The organism is Pontibacter mangrovi (genome assembly GCF_006385705.1).
GTDB lineage: Bacteria > Bacteroidota > Bacteroidia > Cytophagales > Hymenobacteraceae > Pontibacter > Pontibacter mangrovi.
The window spans coordinates 332795-349988 of record NZ_VFRQ01000001.1 but is presented as its reverse complement, the minus strand read 5'-3'; the positions used below and the strand labels follow the sequence as shown (position 1 = coordinate 349988).

The 17194-nt window shown below is 51.1% G+C and carries 13 protein-coding genes and 1 tRNA gene; 7 read left to right on the top strand and 7 right to left on the bottom strand.

Annotated features, from left to right (window positions below):
• Positions 1 to 6 precede the first annotated feature (6 nt).
• The 4 genes from FJM65_RS01565 to FJM65_RS01550 form a co-directional block, all read right to left on the bottom strand.
• On the bottom strand, positions 7 to 474 hold the full coding sequence (locus tag FJM65_RS01565; protein WP_181163606.1) for a DUF6438 domain-containing protein: 468 nt from the start codon (positions 472 to 474) through the stop codon (positions 7 to 9).
• 28 nt (positions 475 to 502) lie between these two features.
• Positions 503 to 1099, bottom strand: a complete 597-nt coding sequence (locus tag FJM65_RS01560) for a hypothetical protein (protein ID WP_140618696.1) — start codon at positions 1097 to 1099, stop codon at positions 503 to 505.
• A 79-nt stretch (positions 1100 to 1178) separates the two neighbouring features.
• A complete protein-coding gene (yidC, locus tag FJM65_RS01555) occupies positions 1179 to 3002 on the bottom strand; it encodes a membrane protein insertase YidC (protein ID WP_140618694.1) in 1824 nt (607 codons plus the stop codon).
• A 29-nt stretch (positions 3003 to 3031) separates the two neighbouring features.
• Complete coding sequence (locus FJM65_RS01550) at positions 3032 to 4645, bottom strand: CTP synthase (RefSeq protein WP_140618692.1); 1614 nt, start codon at positions 4643 to 4645, stop codon at positions 3032 to 3034.
• A 205-nt stretch (positions 4646 to 4850) separates the two neighbouring features.
• On the opposite strand from FJM65_RS01550, the gene FJM65_RS01545 reads away from it, so the two are divergent.
• From FJM65_RS01545 to FJM65_RS01535, 3 genes are all read left to right on the top strand, one after another.
• Entirely contained in the window at positions 4851 to 6683 is a 1833-nt protein-coding gene (locus FJM65_RS01545; RefSeq protein ID WP_140618690.1) for a glycoside hydrolase family 15 protein, read from the top strand.
• 185 nt (positions 6684 to 6868) lie between these two features.
• Positions 6869 to 7411 (top strand): ATP-dependent protease subunit HslV, encoded by a 543-nt coding sequence (gene hslV, locus FJM65_RS01540; RefSeq protein WP_140618688.1) that lies wholly within the window; start codon positions 6869 to 6871, stop codon positions 7409 to 7411.
• 184 nt (positions 7412 to 7595) lie between these two features.
• A complete protein-coding gene (locus FJM65_RS01535; RefSeq protein ID WP_140618686.1) occupies positions 7596 to 8567 on the top strand; it encodes a deoxyhypusine synthase family protein in 972 nt (323 codons plus the stop codon).
• Between the two features lie 98 nt (positions 8568 to 8665).
• Here FJM65_RS01535 and FJM65_RS01530 read toward each other — a convergent pair whose 3' ends face one another.
• Positions 8666 to 9217 (bottom strand): 2'-5' RNA ligase family protein, encoded by a 552-nt coding sequence (locus tag FJM65_RS01530; RefSeq protein WP_140618684.1) that lies wholly within the window; start codon positions 9215 to 9217, stop codon positions 8666 to 8668.
• Between the two features lie 327 nt (positions 9218 to 9544).
• Here FJM65_RS01530 and FJM65_RS01525 point away from each other — a divergent pair, with 327 nt between their 5' ends.
• Complete coding sequence (locus tag FJM65_RS01525; RefSeq protein ID WP_140618682.1) at positions 9545 to 11479, top strand: ABC-F family ATP-binding cassette domain-containing protein; 1935 nt, start codon at positions 9545 to 9547, stop codon at positions 11477 to 11479.
• A gap of 157 nt (positions 11480 to 11636) precedes the next feature.
• Positions 11637 to 12461 carry a hypothetical protein gene (locus tag FJM65_RS01520; protein WP_140618680.1) on the top strand — a complete coding sequence of 275 codons (825 nt, stop codon included), beginning with the start codon at positions 11637 to 11639 and terminating at the stop codon, positions 12459 to 12461.
• Positions 12462 to 12655: 194 nt separating this feature from the next.
• Here FJM65_RS01520 and FJM65_RS01515 read toward each other — a convergent pair whose 3' ends face one another.
• Together FJM65_RS01515 and FJM65_RS01510 are read right to left on the bottom strand one after the other, a co-directional pair.
• Positions 12656 to 14254, bottom strand: a complete 1599-nt coding sequence (locus FJM65_RS01515) for an alpha-amylase family glycosyl hydrolase (RefSeq protein WP_140618678.1) — start codon at positions 14252 to 14254, stop codon at positions 12656 to 12658.
• 751 nt (positions 14255 to 15005) lie between these two features.
• Positions 15006 to 15079 (bottom strand) — tRNA-Met (locus FJM65_RS01510).
• Positions 15080 to 15212: 133 nt separating this feature from the next.
• Here FJM65_RS01510 and FJM65_RS01505 point away from each other — a divergent pair.
• Together FJM65_RS01505 and FJM65_RS01500 are read left to right on the top strand one after the other, a co-directional pair.
• Positions 15213 to 15617: an START-like domain-containing protein gene (locus FJM65_RS01505; RefSeq protein WP_140618676.1), complete on the top strand. Its 405-nt coding sequence runs from the start codon at positions 15213 to 15215 to the stop codon at positions 15615 to 15617.
• Between the two features lie 99 nt (positions 15618 to 15716).
• Positions 15717 to 17129, top strand: a complete 1413-nt coding sequence (locus tag FJM65_RS01500; RefSeq protein ID WP_140618674.1) for an LptF/LptG family permease — start codon at positions 15717 to 15719, stop codon at positions 17127 to 17129.
• The last annotated feature ends 65 nt before the right edge of the window (positions 17130 to 17194 follow it).

Genomic DNA, 17194 nt, shown 5'->3' with positions numbered 1-17194 from the left:
TATTGCCTACTGTTGGGACTGTGCCTTTTCCTGCACCAACTGCATTATTTGTTCATGCAGTGTGGTTATAAAATCCTGCAGTGCTTTCGGCCCGTCCTGCTGGTGCTTCACGCGTTTCTGCTCCTTTCCATTTTCATAAAAAGTAAGGTAAGTAGAGGGGAGGTCGGTGTAAGAGGAGAGGTAAGTTTTCTGTAAAGAGGGATAGTTCAGTTCCTGGAGCGCCTTTCGCAGTTCAAGAAACTCCTTTTCCGGCAACTGCAGCTGCAGCGAGTCCTTGATGGGCACATACCTGAGCCCGACATAGGCTATGCTACCATCGGTATAAAGCGTAGCGTTATAAGCGGGGCAGGTGCCAAAGCAGGGCGTTTTCTGGAACAGGAGCAGCTTTTCGGGAGCTTTATCGCCTCGGGACTCAACTTTGTCAGCAGCGGCGCAACCTGCTATCAGCAACACGCCCAGCAGCAAGGTTGGCAACAGCAACAAGAGGTTTATACTTCCTGGCTTACTGCTTGGGCAATTTCCTGAATTTTCCATTTTCAAAAACATAGGCTTCGGGGCTGCAGTTGTTGCAGGCGTCGTAGTTAACAGTAGAGTCTGGCGGATTAAGTATAAAGAGCCTGCTGTCCGCGCTATAATGTGCGCCCATGCTACCCTGCAGTTTGTCCAAAACTTTGCCTGTCTGGTTGTCAACTACGTAATGCAGTTGGCAGGCTGTGCCGCAACCCACGCTCACCACGGTATACTTGCCGGCAAAATTTATGCCTTCCTCCAGGCCTTTGCGCAGCATCGTGCGGTAAGTTTTTGCATCCGGGTGGCTAGCTTCGTCTAAGGGAGCCAGCTTGCCTCTGTACATGTTGCCAACGCCATAGTGCCCGCTGTTCAGGTATTGCTCCGTGGTGATGCGGTAGCGGTCATACAGGCCGCCGCCAGTTGTGTCTGAGTAGGGCACTGTCAGGGAGTCCTCCGCCAGTTCTTCGGCCAGCTCCGGGTGCGTGCCGGCAAGACCTTCCTGCTTCCTATCACTCGACTCGCAGCTGATGGCAGCCACCGATAAGGCTAGTAAGCCAACGTATTGTAGGGGTGTTGATGTCTTCTTCATATATAGTGCCTATACGAAACAGGGGGCATTGGAGCCATAAAAAAAGCCTTTCCAAAACTGGAAAGGCCTTAAGTAACTATTATTTTTTTGCTTTATTCTGTTTCTGCTGGTCTTGCGCCTGTCGCATGGCTTCCTGCATACGCTCTGTAAACGAAGGGCCGCCTTTTTTCTTTTTCTCCTTAATCTTGTGCTTATTCTCTTCCAGTCTGGTTCTGATCTTCTTCTCGTCAACAAAATAACGGATGGCAGTTTGCTGGCCAAACGTTACCAGGTTAGACACGAAATAGTAGAAGGACAGGCCGGCAGGGAAGGAGTTCAGTACAAACATAAAGATGATAGGCATCAGGTAGCTGTAGAACTTCATAGGCCCTTGCATAGAGGAGTTGATCTGGTTGTTAGACCAAGTATAAAGTATAGTGGAGGCCGTCATCAACAGCGTGAACATACTAACGTGGTCACCATAAAACGGAATCGTGAACGGTAGTTTTGCAAACACATCATAAGTAGAAAGGTCGGTTGCCCACAGGAAAGCCTCCTGACGAAGCTCGATGGAGTTCGGGAAGAAGTTGAACATCGCAAACAGGATCGGCATCTGCAGCAGCATCGGAATACAGCCACTCAGCGGGTTTACGCCCATTTCCTGGTACAGCTTCATGGTTTCCATCTGCGTCTTCTGCATGTCGCCGTCGTTGCGCTCCTTAATAGCGTCAATCTCTGGCTTCAGCACCTTCATCTTCGCCATCGACAAGTATGACTTGTAAGTCAGCGGGAAGAGGATGGTCTTGATGTAAAGCACCAGCAGGATAATGATGATGCCATAGCTGCCGATGAAGTTCTCCAGGAAATCGAAAGCCGGGATAATGATCCACTTGTTTACATACGAGAAGATACCCCAGCCCAAGTATAAGTTATGGTCGAACTCATTACCGATGTTCTTCAGCACCTTGTAGTCGTTCGGACCGAAGTAGAATATAAACTCTCCGCCTTTGCCGGACACCACTTCCTGCGCCGGGATAAGGATCTGGGAAGCCATGGTTTTCACCACCGATGAGTCGGCTGGGTCTACCGAGGTTTCCATTTTGGCACCTGCAAATTGGTTGCCGGCAATAATACCTGCCGTAAAGAAATTCTGCTTGTTGGCTACCCATTTCAGCGGCTCCTCCACCGTTACCGTCTCCTGCTTGTCTGAGATGGAAAGGTTGTCGAAGCCATCCTCTACGGTGGCGTAGTTGATAGTGGACTTGGCGCGGTTCTGCTTCAGGTCGCGCTCCAGCTGCTTCAGTTTGTCATTCCAGCTAAAGGTCAGGTTGTTGCCTGATACCATCTTGTCCAAGCCTTCAAAATCGAGTTTGTAGCCCAGCAGGAAGTTGTCCTCGTAAAGCGTGTATACCTGGTCAATGAACTGGCCGCTTCCAAGTTCGGCACGGAACGTAATAGATTTGCCCTTCTTGCCGTCGGCCGTCACTTCTTTTGCCTCAGAGGCAGTAAAGTATAAATCGGAAAGCTGTACTTTTTTGCCGTCGTTTGTGGCAAAGGACACATCGGTTTTGCTGCTTTTTTTGTCGAACAGGGTAAGTGGCTCTCCCTGGTACGTCTTATAGTTCTTTAGCAGTACTTCCTCTACCTGGCCGCCCTTGGTGCTAAAGGTAACGCGGATGTTCTCGTTTTCGAGAATGGTTGTGCTTTCTTCACCAGTTGCGGCGGCGCCAAAGGCCCCCAGTGCCGTCGCGCGGCGTACCTGTGCCAGCGAGTCGTCTGCCACAGGAGCGGGAGTGGGTTGCGCCTGCTCTACCTTGGCTGCTTTCTGCGCTTCGGGCTGCGGCTCTGGGCTCGAGAAAAAGAACGAGTATGCCAGAAGCAGCACGGCTATCAGTCCAAAGCCAATCGCTTGATTTCTATCCATTTACTTGTTTTAAATTGTGTGTATTGCGCTTATTTAGATTTAGCATAGTTGATGGCTGCCTTCACAAACCGTACAAAAAGCGGGTGAGGGTTCAGCACGGTGCTCTTCAGTTCTGGGTGGTACTGCGCGGCCACAAACCAAGGGTGGTTCTGCAGCTCGATCACCTCCACCAGCCCAGTGTCCGGGTTGATGCCTGTGGCGTGCATACCAGCCTCCTCAAATGCCTCCAAGTACTTGTTATTGAACTCGTAGCGGTGGCGGTGGCGCTCAGAAATCCGGGACTTCCCGTAAATAGAATAAGCTTTAGAACCTTTTTTTAGTTCACAAGTATAGGCTCCCAGGCGCATCGTGCCGCCCATCTGCTTAATCTGCTTCTGGTCTTCCATCATGTCGATAACCGGGTGCGGAGTGTTCGGGTCCATCTCCGTAGAGGCAGCTCCTTCCAGGCCCAGCACGTTGCGGGCAAATTCCACGGCGGCACATTGCATGCCCAGGCAAATGCCCATAAAGGGGATGTTGTGCTCACGCACAAACCGGATGGCCTCTAGTTTTCCTTTAAAGCCGCGCTCCCCAAAGCCGGGTGCCACCAGTACGCCATCCATGTTTTGAAGCAGCCCGGCCACATTCTCGTCGTTCACGTTCTCAGACTGGAACCACTTGATATTTACCTTGCACTCGTTGGCAGAGCCGGCATGCACAAACGACTCTATGATGGATTTATAGGCATCCGGAAGCTCCACATACTTGCCAACCAGGGCTATGTTCACTTCAGAAGTAGGGTTCTTCAGTCTTCCCAGGAATTCTTTCCAGGTATCCAGGTTGGGCTCTGCTTTGTGGGCCAGTTTCAGCTTGGCGATTACGCGCTCGTCCAGCTTCTCCTTGCGCATCAGCAGCGGCACGTCGTAAATCGTTTCCGCATCAATAGACTCGATAACGGAGTTTTGCTTCACGTTACAGAAAAGTGCGATCTTCTTGCGCACATCTGTTGGGATAGGGTACTCGGAGCGGCAAACAAGTATGTCTGGCTGCACGCCGGCCTCCGACAGGTCGCGCACGGAGTGTTGTGTTGGTTTGGTCTTCAGCTCACCGGCCGCCTTAAGGTATGGCACCAGTGTCAGGTGGATCACGCAGGTCTCGTGTACGCCCAGGTCCCAGCGCAGCTGGCGCACCGCCTCAATAAAGGGCAGCGACTCGATATCGCCCACACAGCCGCCGATTTCAGTAATCACAATATCAAACTCTCCGCTCTGGCCCAGAAGTAGCATGCGGCGCTTAATCTCGTCGGTGATGTGAGGTACCACCTGCACGGTTTTGCCCAGGTAGGCGCCTTCGCGCTCTTGGGTGATGACGTGGTGGTAAATGCGGCCGGTGGTTACGTTATTAGCCTGCGAAGTAGGTACGTTCAGGAAGCGCTCGTAGTGTCCCAGGTCCAGGTCCGTCTCGGCGCCGTCTTCCGTTACATAGCACTCACCGTGCTCGTACGGGTTCAACGTGCCCGGATCGATGTTGATGTAAGGGTCAAATTTCTGGATGGTTACAGAGTAGCCCCTTGCCTGCAGCAGTTTGGCAAGAGAAGCAGAGATGATTCCTTTTCCTAAAGAAGACGTTACGCCACCTGTAACGAAGATATATTTCGTAGCCATAAGTTAGGTTAAACTTTATGGGCTACAAAGGTACTGGATTTATTTGATTAACCTGACAATTCCGGCATTGTTATAGCGCCTCCATAGGGATATATTTCTTAATATTCAAGTATGAATTATAGCAAATCCGGGGCGCAGCGCATGCTTTTGAACTATGCCTGTGGCGGCTCCGTACCTTCTACCACAAGCAAACAAAGCCTAAAGAATGAGCGAAAGGCAAAGCAACTATTTACCTATTGAAGACCACGGTGTGATCGGAGACCTGAACACGGTGGCGCTGGTGGGGCTTAACGGCACCATCGATTTTATGTGTTTCCCCAACTTTGATTCTCCTACCATTTTTGCGTCCATGCTGGATGCGGAAAAAGGCGGGTGCTTTACCATAGCTCCCACGCATAATGGCATTAAACACAGGCAGCTTTACCTGCCCGACACCAATGTGCTCCTAACAAGGTTTCTGTCGGATAAAGGCATTGGCGAGGTAACAGACTTTATGCCTGTAGAGGAGCATAACCAGGGCAGCATGCTGATTCGCCGGGTTTCGTGCGTGCATGGTGACATGGAGTTTGAGATGCGGTGCAGCCCCCGCTTTAACTATGCCCTTAACGGCAATGCAGTAGCACAGTCACATGAGAAAGAGATCGTGTTTTCGGATGAGCAGAAAGGAGGGCTGACGCTACGCCTTAAAAGTACGCAGCCCCTGAAGGCAGCGGGGCAGGACGCGACAGCCAAGTTTAGCCTCAGAACAGGAGAGGTGGTGGACTTTATACTTGAGAACGCCTCCTGCGAGTCGCCGGAGGCGGTGGACATGGAGAAGTACATCACGCGGAGCCTGTACGACACCATCAATTACTGGAAGGACTGGATTGCCAAGTGCAGTTACCGTGGCCGCTGGCTGGAAGTGGTGAACCGCGCCGCCCTGGTGCTAAAACTGATGACCTCTTATAAGTATGGCTCGATGGTAGCGTCTCCTACCTTTGGGCTGCCAGAGGAGATAGGCGGCGTCCGTAACTGGGATTACCGCTATACCTGGATCCGGGACGCCTCGTTTACCGTCTACGGCCTGCTGCGGCTGGGGTACAAGCAGGAGGCGCGCAATTTTGTCTCGTGGGTAAACCGCCAGTGCGATGACGTGGCCAGCGCCGGCCACCTGCGGCTGATGTACACGCTAAGCGGAAAACTGGAGTTGGAGGAGGTAAGCCTGGATCACCTGCAGGGCTACAAAGGCTCCCGGCCGGTGCGCATCGGCAATGGCGCCTACAACCAAGTGCAGCTCGATATCTACGGCGAGTTGCTAGACTCCATTTACCTATATGATAAGTATGTGTCGCCGATCTCGTGGGAGTTTTGGAACGACCTGCGGCAGCAGGTGGAGTGGGTGTGCGATAACTGGCAGCGCAAGGACGAGGGGATATGGGAAGTGCGCGGAGGACGCAAGCATTTTTTATACTCCCGGTTGATGTGCTGGGTGGCGATTGACCGCGCCATGAAGATAGCCACGAACCACTCGTACCCCATGCCGCACCGGTGGCAGGAGGAGCGGGACAAAATCTTCTTTTCCATCCACAACGAGTTCTGGAATGAGGAGCTGCAGAGCTTCGTGCAGTATAAAGGCGCTGAAACCGTAGACGCCGCTACCTTGCTGATGCCTTTGATCCGCTTTATCAGCCCCAAAGACCCGCGCTGGCTTTCTACGCTGAAGCTCATCGAGAAGCGGCTGGTATCGGATGCCCTGGTGTTTCGATACCGTTCCAACGAGGCTTTTGACGGACTGGAAGGCGGTGAGGGAACATTCTCCATGTGCACGTTCTGGTACGTGGAGTGCCTGGCAAGGTCGGGGCAGGTAGACAAGGCACGGCTCTTTTTCGAAAAAATGCTGGGCTATGCCAACCACCTGGGGCTTTATGCCGAAATGCTGGGCCTGAAGGGCGATCACCTGGGCAACTTCCCGCAGGCGTTTACGCATTTGGGCCTCATCAGCGCAGCCCTAAGCATAAATGACATGCTGGAAGGGCAGGAGAACAAACGCAGGCTATAAGTGTAAAGGCGCTGCTGAGTTTTCATCCTCGCAATTTTAATCTGGCACAGTCCGCCATTCTGGCACAAAGTATACTTTGGCTTTTGGTTTGCTCTTGCAGTGGCGAAAACAGCGGCAGATAAAGTATAAGTATAACTCTTTACGCCTGCCCATGTTCCATAACCATAAACGTATAAATTTTTCTGATGACAAAAATAAGATCAACCACAGTATGCGGCATCTATCATAACGGCGAGGTAGCGCTTGGAGCCGACGGGCAGGCCACGATGGACAAGCACATCGCCAAAAGCAACGTGAAGAAAATCCGTAAACTGCTGGATGGCAAGATCGTAACGGGCTTTGCCGGTTCTACCGCTGATGCCTTTACACTACTAGAGCGCTTCGAGGAAAAGCTGAATGCCTACCAGCACAACATGAAACGCGCTGCCATTGAACTAGCTAAAGACTGGCGCAAAGATCAGTACCTACGCAAGCTGGAGGCTATGATGGTGGTGGCCAATAAAGACGAGCTGCTGATTATTTCCGGCACCGGCGATGTGCTGGAGCCGGACAACCAGATCGCTGCCATCGGCTCGGGAAGTATGTATGCGCATGCTGCCGCTTTGGCACTTAAAAAGCACGCACCGCACCTTTCGGCAGAGGAGATGGTGCGCGAGGCATTAAACATCGCCGCCGATATCTGCATCTACACCAACCACAATATTATCATTGAGAAGCCTGCCAAGTAAAGGGTATGCGTTAAACGTTGCTCGTTAGCGGTAATAAGTCAGGATAAAGGCAACAGTGCTTGCTTTCAGGCGCATACTTAACCTTACAGTTGCTAAAAACGAATAACGATAAACAAATAACGAATTTATCTTAACTTGCCACCGCTTGGCAGCCCTGGGTTTGCCTGGCCTTACAAGACAAACTATGAACGTATCTGAATTTCTAAAGAAACACTACAAACACTTTAACGCGGCCTCTGTGATAGACGCTGCCGAAGCTTACAAGGCGCACCTCGATAACGGAGGTAAAATGCTGATCACCCTGGCTGGAGCCATGTCTACCGCCGAAATGGGTATTATCCTGGCCGAGATGATCCGCCAGGATAAGGTGCACGCCATTTCCTGCACCGGCGCAAACCTGGAGGAGGACATCTTTAACCTGGTGGCCCACGACTTTTACGAGCGCGTGCCGCACTACCGCGAGCTTTCTGCCGCCGACGAGGAGGCCCTGCTGAGCCGCCACCTGAACCGCGTAACCGATACGTGTATTCCGGAGGAGGAGGCGATGCGCCGCCTGGAGCATGTGGTGCTGAAATACTGGGAGAAGGCCGACAAAGCGGGTGAGGCATACTTTCCGCATGAGTTTTTCTACCAGATCCTGCTAAGCGGGGAGTTGGAGCAGTACTACCAGATCGACCCGAAAAACAGCTGGATGCTGGAGGCCGCTAAAAAGAACCTGCCCATCATCTGCCCGGGCTGGGAAGACTCCACGCTGGGTAATATCTATGCGGGCCACGTTATCAGCGGCGACATTCAGAACGTGCATACCATGAAAACCGGTATTCAGTACATGATTGAGCTGGCGGAGTGGTACACGCAAACGGCCAAAGAGGAGTCTACGATCGGCTTCTTCCAAATTGGCGGGGGCATTGCCGGCGACTTCCCGATCTGCGTGGTGCCGATGCTGCACCAGGACCTGCAGCGCGACGGTGTTCCGCTTTGGGGCTATTTCGCTCAGATCTCAGACTCTACTACCAGCTACGGCTCATACTCGGGAGCTGTGCCAAACGAGAAAATCACCTGGGGCAAACTGGGTAAAAACACGCCTAAGTTCGTGATCGAGTCGGATGCCACCATTGTGGCGCCACTGATCTTCGCGATGGTGCTGGATATGTAAGAATTAAATTGACAAGTATAAAAAAAGCGGGTGAAGGAATGCTTCACCCGCTTTTTTTATACTCTTTAGTAGATGATTTCGTAGGCAAAGCCGCAGTTCTAATAGATCAGCTCCCGCCTCCCAAACCGAAACTCTTCTTCTTTTAAAAAGTAATCGCCGCACTTTTGCAGGATGGTGAGGTTGTCCAGCGTGATCTCCCAGTTAAAGTTGTACTGGCACAGGAACGAAAGCACCGGGCCCAGCATTTGTGGGGTTGTGTCGCCGTGGGCCAGCGTGATGTGCGGCAGCCACAGGTTAGAACTGTAATATACGCCCATCTCCGTGCTCATCTCCGAAACATCGCGGTGCAGGCGGCCCTGGAACTGGTTTAAAGCCGGGGTCCGGAGCACAGGGATGTATATAACGGGGTTTTCACCTGGAAAAACACCGAGGCCGGTGGTGCGAATGGTAAACTGCTGCGCCTCCATGCACGTCTGCTCCAGGTACTGCTTCATCTCCTCCATATCCGGGATTTCTGCAGTGAGGAGCGTAAGATGCGGGTAAGGCGTGATTTTAACGCCACTCAAGCCGAATTTTGTTTCCAGGCGATGCGTCAGTTCTGACACACGCTCAGATGTTTTCTTATCTAAAAGCGAAGCAATCGCAATCATATAGTTAAGCTTTCAGTACCTGTAATTGCCGTGGCTACTGAGGCCCAGCATGCGCGTAAATTATCTAAACGAGGCTCGGGTATTAATGTTTGTCTTTGGCCGAATTCCACGCCTCGCCCGGGAAAACCCGCAATGCTGTGCCGTAATAAGCAAATGTAGGGGATGTTATGTTAGTTTTCAATTGCCAGCCCCTGTTTTTTTGCCCGCCAGTTACGATTTAGGCATATTGGAGCTAAATCAGCTTGTACGCACTATTTGTGCTTTGGCAATGTTTTCATCTCACATATAAAATTGAGTACCTTTGCCTTTTAAAGAATCCCGGATCGCATGATTTCCATTAACAACCTGAACTTTCACTTTGGCAGCCGCATCATGTATGAGGACGCCAGCCTGCACATAAAACCAAAAGACAAGATCGGCCTGATCGGTCTCAACGGCACGGGTAAATCTACGTTGCTGCGCCTGATTGTGGGCGAGTACACCCCGGACAGCGGCACCATCCAGATGAGCAAGGACACCACTATCGGTTTCCTGAACCAGGATTTGCTGAGCTACGAGACGCATGAAAGTATACTTTCGGTGGCGATGCAGGCGTTTGGCGAGGCGCTGCACCTGCAGGCGGAGATCGATAAGGTGCTGGTGGAGTTTGAGAACAACTTCCATGATGACCTGGTAGACAAACTGGCGACGCTGCAGGAGCGATTCGAGGCGCTGGGTGGCTATACAATGCAGGCTGAGGCCGAGGCCATACTGGAGGGCCTGGGTTTTACCACCGAGGAGTTGCAGCAGCCGCTGGCCTCATTTTCGGGTGGCTGGCGCATGCGCGTGATGCTGGCCAAGATCCTGTTGCAGAAGCCGTCGCTGCTCTTGCTCGACGAGCCTACCAACCACCTGGACTTGCCTTCCATCAAGTGGCTGGAGACTTACCTGGAGCGCTACGAGGGAGCCGTGGTGATCGTGTCGCACGACCGCGAGTTTCTGGACCGCACCACCAACACCACGGTGGAGGTATCAGGCGGAAAGCTGAATGTGTATGCGGGCAACTACAGCTTTTATGTTGAGGAGAAGGCGCTGCGCAACGAGATACAGAAAGGCGCCTACGAGAACCAGCAGGCACAGATACGGCAGGCGGAGAGGTTCATTGAGCGTTTTAAAGCCAAGGCCACCAAGGCCAAGCAGGCACAGAGCCGCCAAAAGATGCTGGACCGCATGGACCGCATTGACGATGTGGCACCGGAGGCAGCCAAAGTAAACTTCAGCTTTAAGTTTAATACCCAGCCCGGCCGCCATATCCTGCGCCTGGAGCACATGAGCAAGGCCTATGGCGATAAAGTGATTTTCCGGGACACCAACGTGCACATTGAGCGCGGCGACAAAATTGCCCTGATCGGTGCGAACGGAAAGGGTAAGTCTACGCTGCTGCGCATTATAGCCGGCACAGAGCCTATCAATGGTAAGCGGGAGCTGGGCCACAACGTTATACTTTCGTTTTACGCGCAGCACCAGCTAGAGTCGCTGCACGTGGAGAACGACATGCTGACGGAGCTGCAGCAGGCCGGCTCGGGTAAATCCGAAGTAGAGTTGCGCTCCCTGCTCGGGTCTTTCCTGTTCACCGGCGACGAGGTTTTTAAGAAGATCAAAGTACTGTCGGGAGGGGAGAAGAGCCGCGTGGCGCTGGCTAAAACGCTGATCTCGGAGGCTAACTTCCTGATGCTCGACGAGCCTACGAACCACCTGGATATGCAGTCGGTGAACATCCTGATCCAGGCGCTGGAGCAGTACGAGGGTACGTTTGTGGTGATCTCGCACGACCGTTACTTTGTAGAGAACGTGGCAACTAAAATCTGGTACATTGAGGACTATCAGCTGAAGGAGTACCCAGGCACTTACCACGAGTATGAGGCCTGGCAGGAGAAGCGGGAGAAGGAGGCCAAAAAAGAGGCTGCGTCCAATGCACCGGCAGCTCCGGCAAAAACCGAAAAACCTGTACGCGAGAAAAGCGATTTCTCGCAGCTGACAAACCAACTCAAGCAGGTGAACAAGCAGGTGAGCGAGGTGGAGAAGGAAGTGCATCAGCTGGAGCAGAAGCTTTCGGCACAGGAAAAACACCTGGCTGACCCACAGGTATACGGGGATGTAGAAAAGCTACAAAAAGCCACGCTGGACTTTGAGTCTCTCAAAGCCAAGCTGGATAAAAAGCAGGAGGAGTGGGAGAAGCTAATGCTGGAAGCGGAGGAGTTGGAATCGAAGATTGCAGATTAACCTTACTTACAAATTAATGGCTGACATGGCTTCAGGGGGTATTCTCTCTGGAGCCATTGTTTTTCGTTGCTAAAATTGTAACATTTTTTGGTGCAATTGCAACCTTTATGTTTAATCCTTATATAAGCATACTAGTATGTGTTTAACCAAGGATTATATGAAAGAAACTTTACCCACTACACCTGTTCTAAAAGGCGACTTTCTCTTCAAAAATAAAACAGGGGTTCTGCATCTAAAATTTAACGGCAAAAAATACCTCTCCTGGCTTTATAGGGCAGCTGCGCTGCTGGTGCTTTTAAATATCGTAGCCATCGTAAGCAAGCACTTTACCAGTCATCCCAACGCGTGGGGTTTAATCCCGCAGTTCGAGCTTGACCGGGAAAGGAACATCCCCACCTACTTTTCATCCTTTATTTTACTGCTCTCCTCCCTTTTGCTTTTTATCGTATCAGTGCTTAAAAAGAGGCGCCAAGGCAAGTATACCTGGCACTGGCGTTTGCTCGCCTTCATATTTTTATACATGTCTGTGGATGAATCAGCGGGTGTGCATGAGATGTTCATTTACCCGCTCCGGGACACCTTTGCCCTAGGCGGCGTGCTGTACTTCTCGTGGGTGATAGTGGGGGGCATGCTGGTCTTGGGGCTAGGGTTATACTACCTGCGCTTCTTATTTTCGCTGGCGCCGAAGTTAAGGCTTAAATTGATGTTAGCAGGCGTTGTATATGTAAGTGGCGCTTTAGGTGTGGAGCTGTTAGGCGGTTATTATGCAGATACTTATGGGTTGGATAATTTTACCTATGCCTTCATCACAACCATTGAGGAAACCCTTGAAATAACGGGCATTATGATCTTTATTACGGCACTTTATATCTATCTGGAACAGGAGCTTTCTTCACTTCGCTTTAACATCGGTAGTGGAGAAGCCGGTGCAGGAACAGGAGGTTCTTCCTACTTAAAAGTTGTGCGGCAGTGGAGGGGCTAGCTTCGCCCACATTTTTAATTACCTACAGGAACCATTAATATAAGGTATTTAATTTTGCTTCTTCCGCTTCTCAGAAATTAAATGTAAATGCACCGGCAGCATGAGTTACCGGTGCATTTATACGTTATCAGCTTTCTGCCAAAGCAGGCGCCACTTGTACTATACTGTTAAGCATTAACTGCAAGTATGGACAGTTATTCTAGCTGAACCAGAATGCCCTCATCGCCATACATACGTATGTTCCCCTGTACTTCCGTGCCTTCCAGCTCCGGCGTCGTGGCCAGTACAATTGTGCCTTTCATACTTTGTTCCGGTTTAAAGATACAGGGCTTGTGGCTCAGGTTCAGCACAATCAAAAAGCGCTTGCTTTTCCCTTCTCTGATATAAGCCAGTATGGGGCCTTGGGCTAGCACAGGAACGTAGTCTCCCACGTTTAGGGCGTCCTCCAGCTTTCGTATTTCTAAAAGTTGTTTGTAAAGCGACAACATGGAGCGGTTGTCTTTCTCCTGAGCCTCTGTGTTTAAGCGCTTGTAGTCCTCGGCTATCGGTAGCCAGGGAGTGCCTTTTGTAAAACCAGCATTCTTACTGGCGTTCCACTGCATAGGCGTGCGGGCCGGGTCGCGGCTTAGGTCTTTGTCTGGCATGTTCAGCCCCTGAGGGTCTTTGATCTGCTCTGGGGGAATGGGTACATCGCGCATGCCCAGCTCGTCGCCATAATAGAGGGTGGGAGTGCCGCGTAGGGTAAGCAGGAGCATGGCCGCCACCCGCGCCTGCGATTTGCCCACCCTGCTCGTGATGCGGGGCTGATCATGGTTGCCGATTACCCAGTTTGGCCATCCTCCTTCCGGCAAAGCTCCTTCGTACTCACTGATATGGGAGCTGATGATGCGCGCTTCCCAAGGCAGGGTGATGAGCTGGAAATTAAAAGGCAGGTGGGCGCCGTTGTTGTCAGGGCCATAGTAGGTGACAAGGCGATGCACAGGCAGGTAGATTTCACCGATCAGCACGCGGTTTTCATACTTATCTGTTAACTCTCGCATCATCCGCACAATGTCGTGCACCTCTGGCTGGTCAGTGGAATAGGCAGGGATAAGCTGGTTATAGGTTGACTCGTGCTGCTGGTAATCCGGGTTGGGCGGGTTGTCGCGCAGCTGCTTGTCTTTGATCATGTGCCACATTACATCCACCCTAAAGCCGTCCACGCCCTTATTCAGCCAGAAGCGCATGACGTCAAGCATCGCCTGCTGCACCTCGGGGTTGCGCCAGTTCAGGTCGGGCTGCTCTTTGAGGAAGGCGTGGTAGTAGTACTGCTGCGATTTTTCGTCCCATTCCCAGCCACTGCCGCCGAATACGCTGAGCCAGTTATTCGGGGGGCCGCCGCCCTCCGCCGGGTCTTCCCAAATGTACCAGTCGCGTTTTGGATTGTCGCGGGAGGACCGGGACTCCAGAAACCAGGGGTGCTCGTTGGAAGTATGGTTGGGCACAAGATCCAGGATCAGCTTCATGTCGCGTCTGTGCACCTCCTGCAGCAGTTGGTCAAAATCGTCCATGGTGCCGAAGAGCGGGTGAATGCCGCAGTAGTCGGAGATATCGTACCCGAAATCAGCCATAGGAGAGGGATAGATCGGGGAGACCCATACGGCGGCTATCCCTAGCCATTTCAGGTAATCCAGCCTGCTGATGATGCCGCGCAGATCTCCCACACCGTCACCATCAGAGTCCTGAAAAGAGCGGGGGTATACTTGATAAATGACGCCTGACTGCCACCATAATGCTTCTTGTCCTTCCTTCATAGTACTGTTCCTGAGATTTTCTACAAGTCTACGATGCTAGCGAATTAGGGATATGCTAAAGAGGAATATGCTAAAGCCTTCGGCACTAGGATATGGGTCAGCGTAGAAAATGTTGCATCTCCTGACCCGCAGTTGGAACAGCTTGAAGCATTTTGAATACTATCGGGTGAGGTTTAGGTTTTTATTTGAATCTTTTATGTATAAAATTTTTATAGTACAAAAATAAGCTGATTAAGCACTTATTAGCTGCATTTCAGAGACATTTTGCACTTTGGATTATATTGATTCAAAATTAGCATTTATATATTTTAATATAATGTTATTTATCTATATTTGTACGATATATGCCACGCAGGAATCAATTTTGCACCTGTAAAAATTTTACTTACAGCGCTTATAGCTTATTAAACACACAAATAAACAACCGCATGAAAACACTTTTACCAAAGCTGCTCCTTTTTGTATTTGTCCTCGCTGTCTTTGCCTCTTGCCAGCGCCAGACTTCATGCCCTGCTTATGCTAGCAGAAATGAGAAACCGTTGCACAAGCAAACGTTCTTAAAGGACAACACGCGCCGCTAAGTTAAGCCGGTGGAGTTGCGACAGGTTCTAACGCTTTTAGCCATGCCTTTGGGTGTGGCTATTTTTTTTATGGTTAGCGCTGGCATTGGCGCGTATGATAGTATAGGGGAGAAAGGCAAGTATAAAAAGGAACGGGCTGAAGGTATAAACCAACAGCCCGTTTCGAGAAGTAGCGGGGAGCAGAATCGAACTGCCGACCTCAGGGTTATGAATCCTGCGCTCTAACCATCTGAGCTACCCCGCCGAATTGTGCTGCAAATATAGCGGATTGAATCTTTAATAAGCAAGCATCTTTCCTGAAAAAAAATATTTTGTTTTTAAGATATACATCTTTGAAGAATTAATACTATACTTACTCAGACACTTACATTACCCTTATGACGAAAGAGACGAAGCTGAAGTTTGTACGCGAGTACCCGATCAATGCCTCCGCAAAGCTGCTATACCCATACTTGAGCACTCCCAGTGGCTTGTCTCAATGGTTTTGCGATGACGCCAGGGTGGATGAGGATAACATTTTTAACTTTATATGGGACGGGCGCAACCACTATGCCGAGATGACCAGCCACCGCACCAACCGGTCTGTGCGGTTCCTGTTCCTCAGCGAGACGAAAAAGCACCGGGCGGATGCGCCCTATATTGATTTCCTGATCGAGAGCAGCGAACTGACCCAGGAGCAGTTCCTGAAGGTGGTAGACTACTCCGGCGAGGAGGACGAGGAGGAGTTGGAGGAGCTGTGGGATAATTTGCTGCAAAATCTGCGCGAAATAGTAGGAGGGTAGCAGGTTTGCACGAGTAAAGCTTATCTTTGCATGGTAATTGCTGGTTGTTGCCGGTAAATAGCGTTAGCGCAGCCCGCTTCGCAACCATTGTTTTTGCGCATGAAGAAACTTGATAAGCTTATACTCCGGGCTTTTTTCGGCCCTTTTCTGTTGACCTTTGCTGTGGTAGAGTTTATACTCCTCACGCAGTATATGCTAAAGTACCTGGATGAGCTGGTAGGCAAGGACCTTGGTGCCAGTGTTTTCGGGGAGCTGCTCTTTTACTTTAGCGTTAACATGGCGCCGGTGGCCCTGCCGTTGGCCGTGCTGCTGTCCTCCCTCATGACATTTGGCTCGCTGGGGGAGCATCATGAGCTGACGGCCATTAAAACGTCCGGCATTGCTCTCACGCGCATTCTGCGGCCGGTTCTGATCGTGGTGGGCTTGATCACCGTGGGCGCCTTTTTCTTTAACAACAACATCGTTCCGAAGGCAAACCTCAAAGCCTATAGCCTGCTGTGGGACATCCGCCAGAAAAAGCCGGCCATGAACTTTAAGGAAGGGGCCTTTTACAACGGCATCCCCGGGTACAGCATCAAGGTAAACGAGAAGCTGAACGACGGCAAAACGCTGCGCGATGTGATGATCTACGACCACACCAAGGGCGGCACGAACACTACGGTTATACTTGCCGATTCAGGTGAGATGTACATGGACTACGACGATGCGTACCTGGTGCTGGAGCTTTTCAGGGGGAACACCTATGTAGACCAGAGCAACCCTTCCTTCCGCAACTCCAACGAGCAGTTTGTCCGGCAGCAGTTCGACAAGAGTAAACTCATGCTAAGCATGGCCTCCTTCAACTTCGACAGGACCAAGGAAGAGTATTTCTCTGATAACAAGATGATGAAAAACATCCAGGAGCTGAATGTGGTGACAGACTCACTGCGCCGCCATAGCGATCGGGAAAAGGTTTTGTATGCTCCTAACGTCGATCCGTTTTACAATTACTTTAAAGCCGACACGGCTAAGGTGAAGAGCGGCATAAAGCTGGTTGGCAAGAAACTGGAGCGCGAGCTGCCGGAGCCTAGTGCGGATGTGCTGGTGCTGGCCACCAACAAGGCCCGCAATATCAAGAGCTTTACGGATAGTTACGAAGAGCGGGTGCGCACAACGCTGCGGGAGGCCAATAATTACGAGGTGGAGATCTGGCGTAAGTATACGCAGTCGGCCTCCATCATTATCATGTTCCTGATCGGGGCCCCGCTCGGTGCTATCATCAAAAAAGGTGGCTTGGGTGTGCCGGTGGTTATCTCTATCGTCTTCTTTATCATTATGTATGTGATGACCATACTTGGTGAGAAGTGGGGGAGAGAGGGGCTTGTGCCGGTAGGAACGGGTATGTGGGCCGCTAATTTCATCCTGCTTCCTGTGGGGCTTTTCTTTCTGTATCAGGCCCGAAGCGACTCAAGCCTGCTGGAGCTGGACTTCTGGCGTAAGCTGATGGCCCGCCTGCGGCGCAATAAACTTTAAAAACACTATATAAAGATTCGGTAAAAGTTTTTTTTGTAAAAGTAAATTCTATACCTTTGTGGCTT